The sequence below is a fragment of the Synechocystis sp. IPPAS B-1465 genome, from assembly GCF_003015225.1.
Classification (GTDB): Bacteria; Cyanobacteriota; Cyanobacteriia; order Cyanobacteriales; family Microcystaceae; genus Synechocystis.
On the sequence record NZ_CP028094.1, the window covers coordinates 811,301 to 828,707 of the forward strand.

20 protein-coding genes are annotated in these 17,407 nt (G+C 49.1%); 5 read left to right on the forward strand and 15 right to left on the reverse strand.

Annotated features, from left to right (window positions below; genetic code table 11):
• The first annotated feature begins 188 nt into the window (after positions 1 to 188).
• The 4 genes from hik2 (at position 189) to C7I86_RS03800 (ending at position 4,915) form a co-directional block, all read left to right on the forward strand.
• Entirely contained in the window at positions 189 to 1,493 is a 1,305-nt protein-coding gene (gene hik2, locus C7I86_RS03785; protein ID WP_010871934.1) for a two-component system sensor histidine kinase Hik2, read from the forward strand.
• A gap of 234 nt (positions 1,494 to 1,727) precedes the next feature.
• Positions 1,728 to 2,294 carry a DUF4269 domain-containing protein gene (locus C7I86_RS03790; RefSeq protein WP_010871935.1) on the forward strand — a complete coding sequence of 189 codons (567 nt, stop codon included), beginning with the start codon at positions 1,728 to 1,730 and terminating at the stop codon, positions 2,292 to 2,294.
• Positions 2,295 to 2,498: 204 nt separating this feature from the next.
• Complete coding sequence (locus C7I86_RS03795; RefSeq protein WP_010871936.1) at positions 2,499 to 4,304, forward strand: ABC transporter ATP-binding protein; 1,806 nt, start codon at positions 2,499 to 2,501, stop codon at positions 4,302 to 4,304.
• Between the two features lie 98 nt (positions 4,305 to 4,402).
• A complete protein-coding gene (locus C7I86_RS03800) occupies positions 4,403 to 4,915 on the forward strand; it encodes a hypothetical protein (RefSeq protein WP_010871937.1) in 513 nt (170 codons plus the stop codon).
• A gap of 82 nt (positions 4,916 to 4,997) precedes the next feature.
• On the opposite strand, the gene C7I86_RS03805 is transcribed toward C7I86_RS03800, so the two are convergent.
• From C7I86_RS03805 to sipA, 7 genes are all read right to left on the reverse strand, one after another.
• A complete protein-coding gene (locus C7I86_RS03805) occupies positions 4,998 to 5,642 on the reverse strand; it encodes a Uma2 family endonuclease (protein ID WP_228670068.1) in 645 nt (214 codons plus the stop codon).
• 40 nt (positions 5,643 to 5,682) lie between these two features.
• On the reverse strand, positions 5,683 to 6,510 hold the full coding sequence (locus tag C7I86_RS03810) for a TPM domain-containing protein (protein WP_010871939.1): 828 nt from the start codon (positions 6,508 to 6,510) through the stop codon (positions 5,683 to 5,685).
• Between the two features lie 156 nt (positions 6,511 to 6,666).
• Complete coding sequence (gene tkt, locus C7I86_RS03815; protein ID WP_010871940.1) at positions 6,667 to 8,679, reverse strand: transketolase; 2,013 nt, start codon at positions 8,677 to 8,679, stop codon at positions 6,667 to 6,669.
• 122 nt (positions 8,680 to 8,801) lie between these two features.
• Positions 8,802 to 10,052 carry a beta-ketoacyl-ACP synthase II gene (gene fabF / locus C7I86_RS03820; protein WP_010871941.1) on the reverse strand — a complete coding sequence of 417 codons (1,251 nt, stop codon included), beginning with the start codon at positions 10,050 to 10,052 and terminating at the stop codon, positions 8,802 to 8,804.
• 197 nt (positions 10,053 to 10,249) lie between these two features.
• Complete coding sequence (gene acpP / locus C7I86_RS03825) at positions 10,250 to 10,483, reverse strand: acyl carrier protein (RefSeq protein ID WP_010871942.1); 234 nt, start codon at positions 10,481 to 10,483, stop codon at positions 10,250 to 10,252.
• Positions 10,484 to 10,692: 209 nt separating this feature from the next.
• Complete coding sequence (locus C7I86_RS03830) at positions 10,693 to 11,124, reverse strand: hypothetical protein (protein ID WP_010871943.1); 432 nt, start codon at positions 11,122 to 11,124, stop codon at positions 10,693 to 10,695.
• 36 nt (positions 11,125 to 11,160) lie between these two features.
• Positions 11,161 to 11,406 (reverse strand): regulatory protein SipA, encoded by a 246-nt coding sequence (gene sipA / locus C7I86_RS03835; RefSeq protein WP_010871944.1) that lies wholly within the window; start codon positions 11,404 to 11,406, stop codon positions 11,161 to 11,163.
• Positions 11,407 to 11,593: 187 nt separating this feature from the next.
• Here sipA and bfr point away from each other — a divergent pair, with 187 nt between their 5' ends.
• Positions 11,594 to 12,067 (forward strand): bacterioferritin, encoded by a 474-nt coding sequence (gene bfr, locus C7I86_RS03840; RefSeq protein ID WP_014407079.1) that lies wholly within the window; start codon positions 11,594 to 11,596, stop codon positions 12,065 to 12,067.
• Positions 12,068 to 12,082: 15 nt separating this feature from the next.
• Here the strand turns inward: bfr and C7I86_RS03845 are convergent, their stop codons facing one another.
• The 8 genes from C7I86_RS03845 to truA form a co-directional block, all read right to left on the reverse strand.
• The gene (locus tag C7I86_RS03845; RefSeq protein ID WP_041425929.1) at positions 12,083 to 12,673 is read right to left on the reverse strand and encodes a short chain dehydrogenase; all 591 of its coding nucleotides are present in this window, start codon (positions 12,671 to 12,673) and stop codon (positions 12,083 to 12,085) included.
• A 254-nt stretch (positions 12,674 to 12,927) separates the two neighbouring features.
• Entirely contained in the window at positions 12,928 to 13,224 is a 297-nt protein-coding gene (gene rplY, locus C7I86_RS03850; protein WP_041425930.1) for a 50S ribosomal protein L25, read from the reverse strand.
• 59 nt (positions 13,225 to 13,283) lie between these two features.
• On the reverse strand, positions 13,284 to 14,615 hold the full coding sequence (locus C7I86_RS03855) for an adenylosuccinate synthase (RefSeq protein ID WP_010871948.1): 1,332 nt from the start codon (positions 14,613 to 14,615) through the stop codon (positions 13,284 to 13,286).
• 154 nt (positions 14,616 to 14,769) lie between these two features.
• Positions 14,770 to 14,949 carry a DUF2949 domain-containing protein gene (locus C7I86_RS03860; protein WP_010871949.1) on the reverse strand — a complete coding sequence of 60 codons (180 nt, stop codon included), beginning with the start codon at positions 14,947 to 14,949 and terminating at the stop codon, positions 14,770 to 14,772.
• A gap of 387 nt (positions 14,950 to 15,336) precedes the next feature.
• Entirely contained in the window at positions 15,337 to 15,582 is a 246-nt protein-coding gene (gene rpmE / locus C7I86_RS03865; protein ID WP_010871950.1) for a 50S ribosomal protein L31, read from the reverse strand.
• A 52-nt stretch (positions 15,583 to 15,634) separates the two neighbouring features.
• Positions 15,635 to 16,048, reverse strand: a complete 414-nt coding sequence (rpsI, locus tag C7I86_RS03870; RefSeq protein WP_010871951.1) for a 30S ribosomal protein S9 — start codon at positions 16,046 to 16,048, stop codon at positions 15,635 to 15,637.
• Positions 16,048 to 16,503: a 50S ribosomal protein L13 gene (gene rplM / locus C7I86_RS03875; RefSeq protein ID WP_010871952.1), complete on the reverse strand. Its 456-nt coding sequence runs from the start codon at positions 16,501 to 16,503 to the stop codon at positions 16,048 to 16,050. The genes rpsI and rplM overlap by 1 nt, the downstream gene beginning before the upstream one ends.
• A gap of 64 nt (positions 16,504 to 16,567) precedes the next feature.
• Positions 16,568 to 17,395: a tRNA pseudouridine(38-40) synthase TruA gene (truA, locus tag C7I86_RS03880; RefSeq protein ID WP_010871953.1), complete on the reverse strand. Its 828-nt coding sequence runs from the start codon at positions 17,393 to 17,395 to the stop codon at positions 16,568 to 16,570.
• Between the last annotated feature and the right edge of the window lie 12 nt (positions 17,396 to 17,407).

Genomic DNA, 17,407 nt, shown 5'->3' on the forward strand with positions numbered 1-17,407 from the left:
CGATTATATCCGGTCTAATTCTAAATATCAAGCCCCTCAAGCCCTTGCGGCGCTAAGGGGATCGCTGATTCTAAACACCATTTAGGTAGGGTTTCACCCCCTAAAACTGCCCCCTAGGGCCATAAGTAGACCAATTCAAATCTTAATATTTCTTAACATTTCTGGGGTCTAGCCCCACCACAAGCCCCATGGCCGGTTCCATCTCATCAATGTATTCCCCCAGTGCTGGGTTAATTTCCCTTTGTCAGTCACAGGTTCGGCTTTTGCAACAGGGATTGCGGGTGGACTGGTGCGGCGTTTATCTAAATCAAGAAGAAACGGAACAGGGATTGGTGCCGCTGGTGGTTTCCCATGGTTCAACGCTGGTTGAGTCAGAAAGTTATGGGTTAATAAGTCTACCACAAGGAGAGGTGTCTCCCCCGATGGACGATTTTTCTTTGCCGGCAGTTCCCGTGGGGGTAGGCCAGTTAAGTCGTCGTAGTCGTTTGGAACCTCCTCCCTTCGATGCAGATAAGCGCTTGGTTTTACCTTTGGTTTATGGGGAGGAAATGGTGGGGCTGTTGGTAATTCACCGCAGTCAGGGCCAGTGGCATGGGGAGGAAATGATGCAGTTGGAGGCGATCGCCAAATCCTTAGCGGTGGCCTGCCTATTGGACCAACAACAGGATTGGTATCGCCAGGCTTGGGAGGAACAAAATCAACAATACCAGTGGGAGCGACAACATTGGGCTGACCTCTTGCACCAACTCCGCAATCCCCTCACTGCCCTAAAAACTTTTAGTAAGCTACTGCTCAAACGTTGGCACGGGGACAACAAAAGTCAACAGGTGGTGGAAGGCATTGTCCGCCAAGGGGAACACCTCCAGGAATTGTTACAAAGCTTTGAAGCAAGTCAATCCCAAGGCCCCGAAGCCGTGCCCCTGTTGTCAAGTTCCCCAGTGACCACAATTCAGGTTTTGCCCCCGGCGGACCGGGTGGAAACTATGCCTCTGGCCAATTTTTCCCTAGGGGAGGTTTTGCCTCCCATTTTGCTGGCCCATCAGGCGATCGCCGCCGAGAGAAATATCACTTTAACAGCCCAAATTGCTTTGATTGATACCGTGGTGATGGCTAACCGTTTAGCTTTGCGGGAAGTGGTTAATAATCTTTTGGACAATGGGATTAAATACACTCCCAATGGTGGCCTCGTAGAAGTTAGTCTTGCCTTAGAAAAAGTGTCATCTTCCGGAATGGATTGGGCCACATTGGCGATCGCCGACACGGGTTATGGCATTCCCCCGGAGGATCAACAGAAAATTTTTGAGCGTAATTATCGTGGTGTTCAGGGCCGAGGCTCCATTAATGGCACTGGTTTGGGTTTGGCGATCGTGGCGGATTTGGTAGCCCAGATGGGGGGCAAAATCACCGTCACTAGCCCCAACGGTTTATCTCGCGACCCAGACCAACCAGGCTCAACTTTTACCCTCTGGTTACGCTCTGGAGAACAAGTGTAATCAGGATTAACAGTTAAATTGGCCCAAAGATTTCCGAGAGTTTCAGATAGATAACGATATGGCGGTGATGGTTATTTCACAAGTACGGTGGGCAAACATGGGGATGAAAATACGGTCACCAAATATGTGCAAAAACAAGGAAAGGACTATTTGCGGCTACATCAAAACTTTCAACTAAGTCTCTTCTAAATTCTTTCGATACCCCGATGCTTGCGGCGGGGTTATTCATTCCCGATGCGAATCCCTTACGAAAAAGCAATTGAGAATCTTGACCTGCTGGCCAATCTGCGTATATTCGATCCAATCGTGATCGGAACGCCGCCGCTTGGAATTGATGTGTCCAACAGCGATATCGACATTGCTTGTTATTGTGACGATCTTGACCGATTCGCAGGATTCGCAACGCGTCAGTTTGAATCTCAAGATGGCTTTCAAATTCGACACGGAACTTTTCAAAATCATGAATCCATCATTGTTCAGTTCAATGCGTTTGAATGGGACGTTGAGATTTTCTGCCAGCCAATTCCGACAAACAAACAGTGGGGCGTACGGCATTTTCGGGTTGAACAGCGGTTGCTGGCTTTGTCTCCTAGTCTAAAATCAACCGTGACGGAATTGAAACGTTCTGGCTTGAAAACCGAACCTGCGTTCGCCAAAGCTCTTGGATTGGCTGGTGAGCCTTACGTGGCAATCCTTGGGCTCGAGCAAACCGACGACCGTGAATTGTTGGCATTAACTGCTACTTGCAAGTCTCTCGCCGCCTCCACAACTTCACCGTTGGGCGATCGCCTTAAACCCTAGGGGGATAGATGGGTTAGATTTGTGAAAGTAGAATGGCCTTTTGCCTTGCTCAACCATTGCCTAAGTCCTGGCGAGCTGGGAAATGGTCGCTTGCTTTTAAGACTTATGTAACCTTGTTAGACCAAAGGTAAATCGGGTTTCCCGTTACGAAATCTCTCCATTTGAACATATTAGTCAGTTTCCCTGTCAATCATTTCTTTCTCCATGACCCCGTCCCCTGCTGCTCCCCCGTCTGATAATGATTGGCGCTTGTTATTGCGTCTGCTTCCTTACGTCAAGCGCTATCCCAAGGAACTGGCGGCGGCGTTAGTTTTACTGATTCCTGTGGCTTTTTCTGGAGCAGTGCAACCCCTAATCATTGGGCAAGCAGTTTCCCTGTTGCGGGAGGAACCAGCCTGGGGCTTTTTGGATGCCATGCCATTGGATAGGGCCTTACATACCCTAGTGATTATCTTGGCAGTCACCATTGTCATTCGGTTGCTATTTTTGGGGTTACAGGGCTTTATTGTGCAAAAAATGGGGCAGGAAATTACCGCCGATGTGCGTCAGGATTTATTTGAACATGTCACTTCTTTGTCGGTAAACTTCTTTCACCGTACCCCTGTGGGCCGTTTGGTAACCCGTATCACCAGTGACGTGGAGGCATTAGGGGAAGTATTTGCCAGTGGGGCGATCGGTGTGGTCAGTGACATTGTCTCCATTCTGGCTATCATCGTGACTATTTTTTGGGTGCAATGGCAGTTGGCCCTGCTACTGGTGGGGATGTTGGTGCCGGTGACTGTGTTGATTATTTATTTCCAGCAACAATATCGCAAAGCTAACTACCAAGCTCGGGAAGAGTTATCCCGCCTTAATTCCCAGCTTCAGGAAAATGTGGCCGGTATCAATGTGGTGCAATTATTCCGTCGGGAAGAGTTAAACAGTCGTTCCTTTCGTCGCGTGAATGAAAAATATCGTCGGGCAGTGGATAAAACTATTTTCCATGACTCTGCTGTGTCGGCCACCTTGGAATGGATCAGTTTAGTGGCGATCGCCGGGGTGCTGGGTTTGGGGGGCTGGCTAATTTTGCGGGATAATCTGGAATTTGGGGTGTTGGCGGCGTTTATTCTGTACGGACAACGGCTATTTAATCCCCTGCGACAGTTTGCGGATAAATTCACCATGTTTCAATCGGGCTTTACGGCGATCGAGCGCATTGGGGAATTAATGGAAGAACCGGTAGAAATCAAAGATCAAGCGGTGATTACCCCCATTGAAATCAATGGTGCTTTGCGGGGTAGCCATGGGGAAATTTGCTTTGAAAATGTTTGGTTTGGCTATAAACCAGACGAGTACGTGCTGAAAAATTTAAACTTCACCATCAAACCCGGGGAAAAAGTCGCCCTAGTGGGGCCAACGGGGGCAGGAAAAAGTTCGATTATTCGTCTACTGTGTCGCCTGCACGATCCCTCCCGGGGTCGCATTTTAGTCGATGGCATTGATATTCGAGAACTGTCCCAACAGCAACTGCGCCGTTTTATTGGCGTCATTCTCCAAGATAGTTTCCTCTTTGCCGGGGACGTGAAACGGAACATTACCCTAGGGGAAGAATACAGCCTGGAAGAAGTGCAACGGGCAGCCCAATTAACCAGCGTCGATCGCCTGATTGAAGAATTACCCCAGGGTTACCACACCCAATTACGGGAACGGGGTAGTAATTTGTCAGGGGGACAAAAACAGTTACTAGCCTTTGCTCGGGTGGCCATTCGGGAACCCTATGTATTGGTGATGGATGAAGCCACTGCTAGCCTAGATGTCCGCACTGAAGCGGATATTCAAGCGGCTTTGTTACATTTGCTCCAGGATCGTACTTCCATCATCATTGCCCATCGCTTATCGACCATTCGCAATGTAGACCGCATTTTCGTGCTCAAACACGGGGAAATTGTGGAAACTGGCAACCATGACCAACTATTAGACCTCAAGGGGCTTTACGCTAGTTTGTACCAGTTACAAATGCTGGGGGGCTAATTATCCTACCGGGAATCTCCCTGGTATCATCATTGGTACATCACTAACTTTGCTGACAGATTTTCTGATAAATTCAGCGCAATTGTCTAATCATTGTCATGGATATGAAATTTTTCATCCTTTGCCGACCATTAATTTCATTTGGCCTGGTCAGTACGATTTCCCTGGCTCTGCCTGCTACGGCCCAAGGCGACCAAAATTCTGGCAATCAGTGGGACGGGCAAATTGATCTGCCCGATCGCCAAATGTTTGCCGTTGTCCCTTTTACAGAACTTCCCCAACGGACATTTTGGCAATGGTCTAATCTCAATACACTTACTAGTCCAAATCAACTCATCCAACAGTTCTACGGCCAACCTTTGTTGCCCCAGCAGTTAGGGGAAGGGAATTTCGGTTGTTTCCGCTCCAAGAGTGCGACGGCCACTGTGGTTGGCGATAATTCCGTCGCTGTTTTGCTCACCCAAATGGGTAGTTGTGATGATTCCGTTAGTGGGCACCAAACCAGGGTAGATTTTATCCCCATTGGCGATCGATGGCAGGTGAATTGGGTCGGGGAAAGGAGCCATTGTCGGGCGCGTTTCTGGGCGGAACCAGGGCAACTCTGTCCATAGCTTTTTTCTGCTTAAAAGAGGGTAAGTGCCGCTGAATATTACTATGAAATTCCTTTTGGTTGCCCAAATTTTGCTGTTTGGACTAACGGGAGAAGCTGTTAAGGGTAGTAATCACATCGGCCATATTGTTGGCCAACATAGCAGGGGTATTGAGCACTAAGCCTGGAAATTCTTGACTGGCCATCAATCCATTGTCGTCGGGACTCAGGCGTTCATATTTTCCATTCACTAGCACAAACCAATCAATTTCCCGGTCGATGGTGCGCCAAACAATGTACTCTTTCACCCCATGGTTTTCGTAAACTCGTTTTTTGCTATGGAGGTCGTAGGAAGCAGTGCTGGCGGCAATCTCCACCACTAACTCCGGGGCACCGCTGATGTAGTCATCTTCATCTATCTGGGCATTCCCCCCTAAGCGAAAAAGAATAGCATCAGGTTGAAGTTCGTTTTCATCGTCTAACCGCACAGTGGCCTCAATACTAACCGCTAGTCCAGTTCTTTGGGCTTGGTAAGTTATTAGCCAACCAATGATTTGACTATGGGGTTGACCATGGTAAGTGTGACGGAGGGGAGAAGCCACGTGGACGATTCCTTCAATTAGCTCAGCTTTTTTGATTCGAGATTCAGCATAAATTCGCTCAAACTCTTGACGATTGAGGTGATCGCCATTTTCAAGAATGGCAACTCGGGTGGGAGAATTGGTGGTGACCATGGGGGAATGCGCCATAATTTCCGTTTTTTCCATCATAGTCACCCTGGTTGAATGCTTAAGTTTGGGGATTGTTATTGATCTGGCTAAACATGGGAGAAAGGTACGCTACCAGGGCACCCAGGCTAAAGCCCATTAAATTGCGGAACAGAGGCAAAAAATCACTGGTGCGGGTGACAACGGGGCCAATACCAAAGGCAATGACCAGAATTCCCCACAGAGGCGACATAATCAACACCCATTGCCACGCAAAGGTCTGATTCGGCGATCGGGGAATGGCCGCAAAGCCAAAAATCAATCCCCCCACAATGGAAGTTACCAAGGTTAAAATCCACTGTTCCCTGGGCAGTCCAGGCACCACATTACAACCACCTTTGAGCAAACAACCTTTAACTGTTTCCAGCGCTTCGGTGATAGCTAGATTTTCGCCATTATCTCGAATGTAGTACATATTGCCGAAACGAGCCTGCATCTCAATCCAAAAGGTGCGGGGCATCAACTCATACACTTCATCCCCGATACTAAAGGCTAATAAATTTCCCCCCCTTGCATCAGCCACCAATAAAATACTTTTGTCGTCTAGGCCCCAAAAAGGAATCACCGCCCGCCCTGGACTCCGGTCGTACTGGGTTAACACCCGCAATTTCCATCCCGTTTCTACTTCAAAACTATTTAGATCGTCGATTAACTGAGCTTCTTGGATTTCCGGTAAAAAGTTGGCGAGATCCACCACGGGAGTTTTTTCCTTCGGCAACAACTCAGGATTATTCACCGCCTGGGCCGGGCTCGCCGGGCCCCACCACAGCATTAAAGATAAACTAGCGGCCAAAAGCCAGACAAAATTTTTGCTGAAACGGGTAGCAGAGGACGGCAAATGGACAGCCATAGAGTTTTTCTTTAAGTTTCTTCACAGTTGTTTACCTTATTTTAAGGTATTGCCTCCGTTAAATTTTCATACCGGCTGATCTTTTCTGGACAAAAAAAAGCCCCCTAACAATCAGGAGAGGGGACAGTGAGGAGTTTTAAGCTTGGGGGCGAGGGACTAGCTCAGGAGAGTTTTAGCTTTGGCCAGCACATTATCAACGCTGAAACCAAATTTCTCGAGGCAAACCCCGCCGGGCGCCGAGGCACCAAATGTTTCAATACTAACTGTATCTCCTTCCGTGCCCACATATTTGTGCCAACCAAAGTTGGTGGCGGCTTCTACGGAAAGGCGTTTGGTGACAGCCTTTGGCAACACTGACTCTTTGTAGGCGGCATCCTGGGTTTCAAACAGTTCCCAGGAAGGCATGGAAACTACCCGGACTTTCTTGCCTTGAGCGGCTAACTTTTCAGCAGCAGCCACACAAAGTTGTACTTCGGAACCCGTACCTATCAAGATTAACTCAGGAACACCTTCAGAATCAACAATGGTATAGGCACCTTTGGCCACGGCATCAATGGAAGTTCCAGGCAAATTGGGTACCGCCTGCCGGGTCAAGGATAACAGGGTGGGGGCATTTTCCTTCGCTTTGGCGATCGCCACTTTGTAGGCACCGGAGGTTTCATTGCCATCGGCGGGACGAATCACAGTCAAGTTGGGAATAGCCCGGAGGGAAGCCAGCACTTCAATGGGTTGGTGGGTGGGACCATCTTCCCCTTGACCAATGGAGTCGTGGGTCATGACCCAAATTACCCCTGCCTCGGAAAGGGCCGAAAGGCGAATGGCGGCCCGCATGTAATCGGTGAAAATTAGGAAGGTAGCACCGAAGGGTAGTAACCCAGAACCGTGGAGAGCAATACCGTTACAGATAGCCCCCATGGCATGTTCCCGTACCCCAAAGTGGACGTTACGGTTTTGATAAGCTCCTTTTTGGAAATCCCCAGAGCAGTGAAGTTCCGTTAGGTTGGAGTGGGTTAAATCCGCCGAACCACCAATTAACTCTGGTAATACGGGGGCCAACGCATTGAGACATTCCTCGGAATATTTCCGGGTGGCCAAACCCTTTTGATCGGGGGTAAAGCTAGCTAGGGTTTTGTCCCAACCTTCCGGTAAAGCACCGCTCAGTTGCCGTTCAAAGGCGGCCGCTTCAGTGGGATATTTGGTTTTGTATTGGGCAAAGGCTTGGTTCCATTCCGCTTCGTAGCTGGCTCCCCGTTCAATGGCTTTGCGAGTGTAGTCCAACACCTCCTGGGGCACTTCAAAGGGAGCATAATCCCAACCCAAGTTTTTGCGGGTGGCGGCCACTTCATCAGTGCCCAAAGCAGCCCCATGGATGCCCGCGGTATCGGATTTATTGGGCGCACCGTAACCAATGATGGTGGTGACTTTGATCATAGAAGGTTTATCGGTTACGGCCTTGGCTTCCTCAATAGCCTTGGCGATCGCCGCCAAATCGGTATTGCCATCTTCGACATGGAGCACGTGCCAACCGTAGGCTTCAAAACGCTTGCTCACATCTTCGGTGAAGGCCACATCGGTGGAACCATCAATGGAAATATGATTGTCATCATAGAGGGCGATTAATTTACCCAAACCCCAATGCCCTGCAATGGAAGCGGCTTCCCCGGAAATACCTTCCATATTGCAACCATCCCCCAGAATCACATAGGTGTAATGGTCCACAATGGTGGCATCAGGCTTGTTGTAGGTGGCAGCCAAATGGGCTTCCGCCAGGGCTAAACCCACACCATTGGCAATGCCTTGACCCAAGGGGCCGGTGGTGACTTCTACTCCAGCAGTGAGAAAATTCTCCGGGTGACCGGGGGTAGAAGATTCCCATTGACGGAACTGTTTAATGTCTTCGATGGTCACACTGTCATAACCCAGCAGATAGAGCAGGGCATACTGCAACATGGAGCCATGGCCGGCGGACAACACAAAGCGGTCCCGATTGAACCACTTGGGGTTCTTGGGATTGAACTTCATGAACTTGTTCCACAGGGTAAAGGCCATAGGAGCGGCTCCCATGGGCAAACCAGGGTGGCCAGATTTGGCCTTTTCAATGGCGTCAACGGCTAAAAAGCGAATGGCATTAATAGAAAGTTCGTCTAAGGACTGGGTAGCAACGACCATAATGTTTGGAAAAATAAACTAGCAATAATTGGGTCAATATCCACCGGGGGGCGGTAATGGTAGGGGCCAAGGCAGGCCAAATTGCTACCATCTTCCCACGGTTCGGGAAATTTTTCGGTGGGCTATTGATATTTTTTGAAAGCTAAGGTGACGTTATGGCCACCAAAACCAAAGGAGTTGGATAGGGCTACATCCACTATTAAAGCCCGACTCTGCCCCGGCACATAATCCAAATCACACTCAGGGTCGGGGTTCTCCAAATTAATGGTGGGGGGTACCTTATCTTCGGCGATCGCCATTACGGTGGCCACCGCTTCGATACCTCCGGAGCCGCCCAACAAGTGACCGGTCATAGACTTAGTAGAACTAACCGCAATATTGTAGGCATGATTTCCCAACGCCTGTTTAATGGCACGGGTTTCCGTCACATCGTTAGCAGGGGTGCTGGTACCATGGGCATTGATGTAACTGACCATTTCCGGTTTCAATCCGCTGTCTTTTAAGGCCCAGGCGATCGCCCTGGTGGCTCCCCGACCATCCGGCACTGGGGCGGTAATGTGATAGGCATCACAGGTCATGGCATAGCCCACCATTTCCCCATAAATTTTTGCTCCCCGGGCCAAGGCGGATTCCAATTCTTCTAGGATCAAAATGCCCGATCCTTCCCCCATCACAAAACCATCCCGGTCCTTATCGAAGGGACGACTGGCATGGAGGGGATCATCATTGCGGAAAGATAAAGCCCGGGCCGAAGCAAAACCTGCATAGCTCAGCGGGGTAATGGCCGCTTCCGTGCCACCGCAAATCATTGCCTTAGCATAGCCATTTTGCACCAAACGAAACGCATCTCCAATGGCATTGGAACCCGCCGCACAGGCCGTCACCGTACAGTTATTGGGACCCTTGGCCCCTAAGTTGATGGCGGTTAACCCAGAGGCCATGTTGGCGATCATCATCGGGATCATAAAAGGACTGCAACGGCTAGGACCCTTATCCAACAGAATGGTTTGTTGATCTTCCAGTACTTTCAAACCACCAATGCCCGTGCCAATCAATACCCCGATTTCATCGGCATTGAGTTCGTTAATCACCAACTTAGCATCGTTAATTGCCTGTTGACTGGCACAAACAGCAAAATGGCAAAACCGGTCCATCCGTTTAGCTTCTTTGCGGTCAAGAAACTGGGTAGCATCAAAATCCTTTACTTCCCCTCCAAAACGGCAGGCTTGGTCACTAGCATCGAAACGGGTAATGGGGCCAATGCCGTTACGACCCTCCATTAAGCCTTGCCAATAGTCTTGGAGAGTATTACCGATGGGGGTGATGGCTCCCAATCCCGTTACAACAACACGTTTCTTTTCCAAATTTGCCATGGTACTTAATAGATAGAATCGGGGAGGGGACTCCCCTGGAGTTCTCCGCAAAGATACAGCGACGGGGCCAGGGCCTAGCCCGAGGGGCAAACTGATAAACCCAAAACCGGCATTGGGGCAGTCCTAAACAGTGGCTTAAACCGTCCGAGAACTCGGCTCCAAAGATCTATGGGGGGAGTCGGGGCTATGGCCGGAATTTATTTACTTTCGATATGCTCAACGGCTTTGCCCACGGTATCAATGGTTTCCGCCACTTCATCGGGAATTTCAATATCAAACTCTTCTTCCAGGGCCATGACCAATTCCACTGTATCGAGGGAATCAGCCCCTAAATCTTCGGCAAAGGTGGCATCGGGGGTCACTTTGTCAGGATCCACTTCCAACTGTTCCACGACGATTTTTTTTACTTTTTCAAAAATTTCCTGATTCATTACAATACCTTTAACTATAAAAGAAGAGTTTTCGTGCTGGGTCAACGGCCGATCGCCAGCAAAACGGGGGACAGCTTGGGGCTGTCGCAGGGCCGCCTGGTTAGCAATGCGCTCAATTGTTCAGCGTTAACCATCTTAACGGAAAGGTATCCCTTGCACTAGATGCTTCCCCTGTCCCTTGGCCAGAAACATTTGTCAAATAGGGGCTTCTATTCTCCCCAGTGGGGCAAGATTTTTTCTATGTAACTCAACCGGGCCAGGGCAAAGAGAATGGCCTGCCAATTTGGTTGCTGGGTATCTCCTAGGCACAGTAATTGTTCCTGGGGGCAACCGATGCGACCAGGGCTAGACGAAAATGTGAGTGAGGGATCGATGGCCAAAACTTCACTTTTTTTCTCGGGCACAACACAAAATTCATAGCCTTGGGAACGTTTACCATCCTCTGGGCCCATCAATCCATAGACATCGATAACCCCTAGAGGAAATTGGATTTTATCCAAATAATTGGGCACCTTTGCTGTCAGTTCTGGGACGTCAGCGGCGATCGCCATGGGAACGGGAACATATCCATAACCTCCACTAAGGCTGAAGCTGGCTATGGTCAAAATTGCTAAAAAAAGGCGATTTACAGTTGATGCCATATTTTTAGATTAAACTTGGTCATTTACTCGGCGTTCTTAATCCGAGACTTCCGTTTTTTCTTCCTGAGGCCGAATCACTTCCAAATACTGGCTTTCCAACAGAAAAGTGCCTCGGTCAAACTTTACTCCCCAATAGCCAGCCGGTCGACGGTCTACCACCATTCCCTCCGCGGCGATCGCCAATAAATCCGGAGGACGGAGCATGGGCATGGGATCAGCGGTTTTCAAATAGGGGGGACGGGCAATTAAACGAACTGGGGCACCGACAAACAAATCAGCCATATTGGTTCAGTTTAAGGTCAGAGAGGGACACTTCCTTTGAGAAAAAGGCAATTTTCCCAGGGGTAAAACATTAAAACAATTTAAACAATTTATTGCTGTCCCAGTAAATAACTCCGTCGTCGGACCGTGAATGGGTAAAAATGGAAACAACAACATCAAACAAAACTCCACATCAGAGGATAACAACATGGAAGGCAACCTGGAAGTCAGACAACATCTCAACCAAGCGTTAAAGCTACAACTTACTGCGATTAACCAATATTTTCTCCATGCTCGCATGTGCAAAAATTGGGGGCTGAACGCACTTAATCAGTACGAATATAAAGTATCCATCAAGGCAATGAAGCAGGCCGATAGCCTGATCGAGCGGGTTTTATTTTTGGAAGGACTCCCCAATCTCCAAAATTTGGAAAAACTTCTCATCGGCGAGACGGTACCGGAAATCCTGGGCAATGATCTGACCATGAACCAAGGCATTAGGGATGGTTTAGTTAACAGCATTGCCTTCTTTGAAACCCAACGGGACTATGTAAGCCGGGATGTGTTGTCGGAAATTCTTGAAGAAACAGAAGAACAAATTGACTGGTTAGAGTCCCAGCAATGGCTTATCAGTAATTCTGGACTGGAAAATTATCTCCAATCCATGATGGGGGAAGAGTAAACCAAGATATGGTTACTACGGATAGAGCACTTCTCCTGTCATAGTGCCTTCTAAGCTATGAACATAGGCTTGGGCCACTGTTGCGGCTGGTAATCCGTTGCCCAGGGGCATTCCTAGTGAGAGCAAGGTTTCGTTGACCCAGGGAGGACTAACAACGTTAATGCGAATTCCTCTCGGGGCTTCCAATGCCGCTGCCCGCACAAAGCCTTCCAACCCAGCATTGGTGAGACTGACAGCACTGCCCCCGGGAATGGGTTTTTGGGACAAAACCCCGGACGTAACAGTAATACAACCATTGTCCGTCAGCGCCTGTAAACCATAGCGGATCAGATTGACCTGTCCCATGAGTTTACTGCCTATGCAAAATTCAAAATCTTGGTCCGTTAGACCGGCCAGGGGCTTCAACCGAGTTTCCCCTGCTGCCGAAACGATAGCGTTTAATACCCCTACCTGTTCAATCAAAGCCTGGATAGACGCTGGATCAGTGAGGTCTACCGAAAAATGACTGCCCTGGCGACTGGCCTGTAACACTTCGTGTTTACCTTGAAGACTGGTGACAATAGCCTTGCCGATGGTACCGGTGGCGCCAATGATCAGGATGCGCATGGAAAAATCTTGTGGGAGATTATTTTTAGTCCAGTCTGGCACTGTACCACTGTCCCCCGCAACCCACAACAATTCACCATGGGGTAAAAACTCATTAAGCTGCCAATAAAAAACTCCCCCTAATCTGGCCGACTAAGGGGAATCGCAAATTCAGGGTTAAGATTTGGACAAAGTCCGTCAACATCCCCAACCCAACTATTTTTTCCAATGCTTTCTAACGTGTTTCATCATCCCCAGGAACCTAGGGGATACCGTTATTTTTTACCGGCAAAAAAAGCCAAGTGGTAAAGATTCCGGCGCCAAGGATGGCACTGAATCTCCTGCACTACGGCTTCCCCTTCCCAGGAAAGATGGGGGATTTTAACTTCAATGGGGGTTTCTTTAACAGTCACACTCCGCAACATGGTGATGGCGGTTTTATGATCCACCACTAGGGAAATGGATTCTGCACCATTGTGTCCATAGAGGGTCGCGGGAATTAAACCTTCCCGACGCAAAGCTCTAGGATTAACTTTTTCGGGACGTTGTTGACATTCAATGGAAAGGGCCATGGTAATACTCGTAAAAATAATAATCAGGGTTAACAAAGGAAAGGCAATTTTGGGCCACATCAAGCTAGCGGATCGCCGTTGGCATAAAGTAAAGCTCGCTTTGGCCCATGGATGGGGTCTTCGACAATAATTGTCTGATCCCGACTGGCCCCTAGGGAAACAATCGCGATCGGCACCTCCATTAATTCTGCCAGGAACTTCAAGTAGTCCAGGGCCTGGGGAGGTAAATCCTCCAGGGTGCGGCATTCTTCCGTGGAACATTGCCAACCGGGAAGGGTTTTATAGATGGGCTGACACCGAGCAAATTCCGCCGCATTACCGGGGAAATGGTCACAGGTTTTGCCGTCTAGTTCATAGGCGACGCAAACTTTGATTTCCGCTAGTTGGTCCAGCACGTCTAATTTGGTGATGGCCAAACAGTCCAGCCCATTAATACGCACAGCGTAGCGGCCAATGACCCCATCAAACCAGCCACAGCGCCGACGCCGACCGGTCGTGGTGCCAAACTCTGCTCCACGGTCACAGAGATGTTGATTTAATTCTCCATCTAGCTCTGTGGGAAAGGGTCCTTCTCCCACTCGGGTGGTATAGGCCTTAGCCACGCCGATAACTCGGTCAATCATGGTGGGGCCAATGCCAGCACCCACACAAGCTCCCCCCGCAATAGGGTTGGAGGAGGTGACGTAGGGGTAGGTGCCATGGTCTAAATCTAGTAGAGTGCCCTGGGCCCCTTCAAAGAGGATATTTTTTCGTTGATGTATGGCGTCGTAAATTTTTAGGGAACTATCCACTACATGAGGCCGCAGGCGATCGGCATAGGTGGTATATTCGGCGATCACCGTTTCTGGGTCTAGGGGAGGCAGGTCGTAGAGTTTATCTAAAACGACATTTTTATATTCGACGGTCCAAAGCAATTTTTTCCGGAGAATTTCGGGGTTCATTAAATCCACCACCCGAATTCCCATGCGCTCTGATTTATCGGCGTAGGTGGGACCAATGCCTCGCCCAGTGGTGCCAATTTTATGCTCTCCCCTTTTCTCCTCCGACGCCTGGTCTAGGAGACGGTGGAAGGGCATGGTCACATGGGCAGTTTGGGAAATATACAGGCGATCGAGGGAAACATCTAATGCTTCCAATTGGTCAAATTCCTGCAATAGGACTTTGGGGTCAATGACTGTCCCCGAGCCGATGATACATTCTGTATCTGGATAGAGAATACCCGAAGGAATTAGGTGGAGCTTAAAAGTCTGATCGTTAACCACAATTGTGTGGCCTGCGTTTACTCCCCCCTGGGGCCGCACCACCACATCCGCTGATCGACTTAATAAGTCGGTGATTTTACCTTTTCCCTCGTCGCCCCACTGAGCGCCGATAACAATAACGTTAGCCAAGAGCTTTTATTATAAGAAAGTTCACACAAACTATCACTATTGCACTTTTGGGATTTGATGTCAACGCCTAGCGCACTTTTTTTCTGGAGCGCCACCCACGATCTCTTGTTGCTATATCGATTCTGAAAATAAATTCTCGGCGTTCCGTGGTCAATTAGCCCCAATGATCGAGAAGGAGATCCAACTGGGAGGTATTGATTAGACCATACTGCCAAAAAATGACTGGTAGATAGGAGGGCATGGCCTCGGTTTGTTTCAGTCCCCAGGCAATTTGCTCCGCTGACAGTGAAAATTCTTTTTTTAATAGTTGAATAAAATTTTGGGACACTACCATGGACTGCTCCTGGGGCAAGAATTAATTTTTGCTGGCAACTCTAGTAACGACGGTCACTATGCTCAACTCTGATGGCGATCGCCTGGGGGGCGACACTGGGCCGGAGTTGTTGGAATAGGGCGAAACCTAGGACTAGGAAAGCGCAGACGGCAATTAACATACAATTCACTTTGTAAACTTATGTTAACAATCCTATAAGTTTCTCTCATAATCTGCAATGGGGTATTTACCGACCTTGGGCAGAGCTTTCCTAGCCAGCAAAAAAACCAGACCGTGAAAACGCCTGGCTGAAAAAGAATCTAAAAAGTCATTAAGTTAAGGTCTAATTTTCCCGAAGGCAGACCATGGGGGAATCCTAGAGAAAATAAGAAGAAGAAATCCGTTTACCTATTTCTTTTTCTTATCTTGTTTGTCTCCGGTGGTTTTTTCCTTCATGCCATACTTACGCATAAAGCGGTCAACACGGCCTTCGGTATCAATAATCTTCTGGGTACCAGTGTAGAAGGGATGGTTGCCAGACCAGATCTCTACGTTGATTTCTGGCTTGGTGGAACCAACGGTCATAATCACCTCTCCGTTACAGGTGACTTTGGCATCGGGATACCAGGTGGGGTGAATATCAGCTTTGGGCATGGTCAGTCCTAATAATTCCAATAGAGGGGTACGGGTAAATCCAAATCTCCAATTAACGCTTGGAGTACTGAGGCGCTTTACGGGCTTTGTGGAGACCGTATTTTTTCCGTTCTTTCGCTCGGGGATCCCGGGTGAGATAGCCTTCCGCTTTCAAGGGTTGACGATTTTCGGGGGAAAGTTGGCACAGGGCCCGGGCCACACCAAGCTTCACAGCATCAGCTTGGCCGGTTAGGCCGCCACCATGGGCATTAACCAAAATATTGTATTCCCCTTCTAAGCCCAGGGTTTCGAGGGGAGCTTTCAAACTTTGGATGTAGTTGGCAATGCGGTTGAAATAAATTTCCCCAGGCTTGCCGTTAACAATCACTTCCCCCTGACCGGGCACTAGACGTACCCTGGCGATCGCCGCTTTACGACGGCCGGTGCCCCAATAGACGACTTTGTTGCTGGAATCGTTAGCTTGCATTAGTTAGCTCCTGCAGGAATGGTATTGATAACAAGGGTTTCTGGCTGTTGGGCCGCGTGGGGATGGCTCGGGCCAGCGTAGACTTTTAGCTTGGTGAACAACTTACGACCGAGGCTATTTTTGGGCAACATTCCCCGCACAGCACTTTCAACAATTCTTTCCGGTAGACGAACTTGGAGTTTTTCAAAGGTCTCTTCCTTCATCCCACCGGGACGGCCAGAATGGCGACGATACAGTTTTTGCTCCCGTTTTCTGCCGGTAACTTCTATTTTTTCCGCATTAATGATAATGACAAAATCACCGGTGTCCATGTGGGGAGTAAAGGTAGGCTTATTTTTGCCCCGCAGAATGGTGGCCACTTCGGTAGCCAGACGGCCGAGGCGTTGACCTTCGGCATCAATGACGTACCATTTGTGGTCTAGGTTGTCGATGGTTGGTAATACAGTTTTGTTCATAGTTTTCAAAAATACCCCCGCTTAATAACGGGACATAATTATTTGCCTTGCTAATTTGGCTTGGCTAGCCTGTGAATTGCCACAGGGGTTGACTATCAAACCAAAGGGAATCAGGCAAGGGAAAATTTTCATAACCGACCCGTAGTAGGCACAAACCTTTGGCCGGGGCAGCATATTTGACCAGATCTCGCCGCTGATTAACCCAAATATCATTGAAGTCAGTCAGACTGCGTTGTCCAGAGCCCACTTCCGCCAGCATGCCCACCAATAAGCGCACCATGCCATAGAGAAAACCATTGGCTTGGATTTCCAAATAGACCATGGGCCCCCGGCGGTAACATTCAACCCCCTGTACTTCCACCCAGGAATGGCGTCGGGCTGACCCCGCTCGGTGGAAGGCCGCTAGGTGATGTTTTCCTAGCAATGGTTCCATGGCAGCTTGTATGGTCTTCTCCTGGAGGGGAAAACGATAGTAATGCCAACTGAACTGATCGGCGAACAGATTAGGCCATTGATCTGTATAGATGCTGTAACGATACCGTCGCCACAGAGCAGAAAAGCGGGCGTGCCAATGGCTATCCACCGCCGCTGACCCCCTAACTATTATGTCTTGGGGCAAATGACCATTAAGAATTTTACTCCAGCGGTGGGGAGGAATCTGTCCCACTGGGTCGTCAAAATGGGCCACCTGGGCCGCTGCATGGACCCCTGCGTCTGTTCTCCCGGCACCATGGAGAGTGACGGGCTGCCCCACCACCTTGGCGATCGCCAACTCCACTTCCTCCTGGATGGAAGAAAAATTAGGTTGACGTTGCCAGCCATGGAAATGGGTGCCCAGATATTGCATTACCAGAGCAACCCTTTGTTTACCAGCAGACGGAGAAGAATGCATCAATACAAGAAG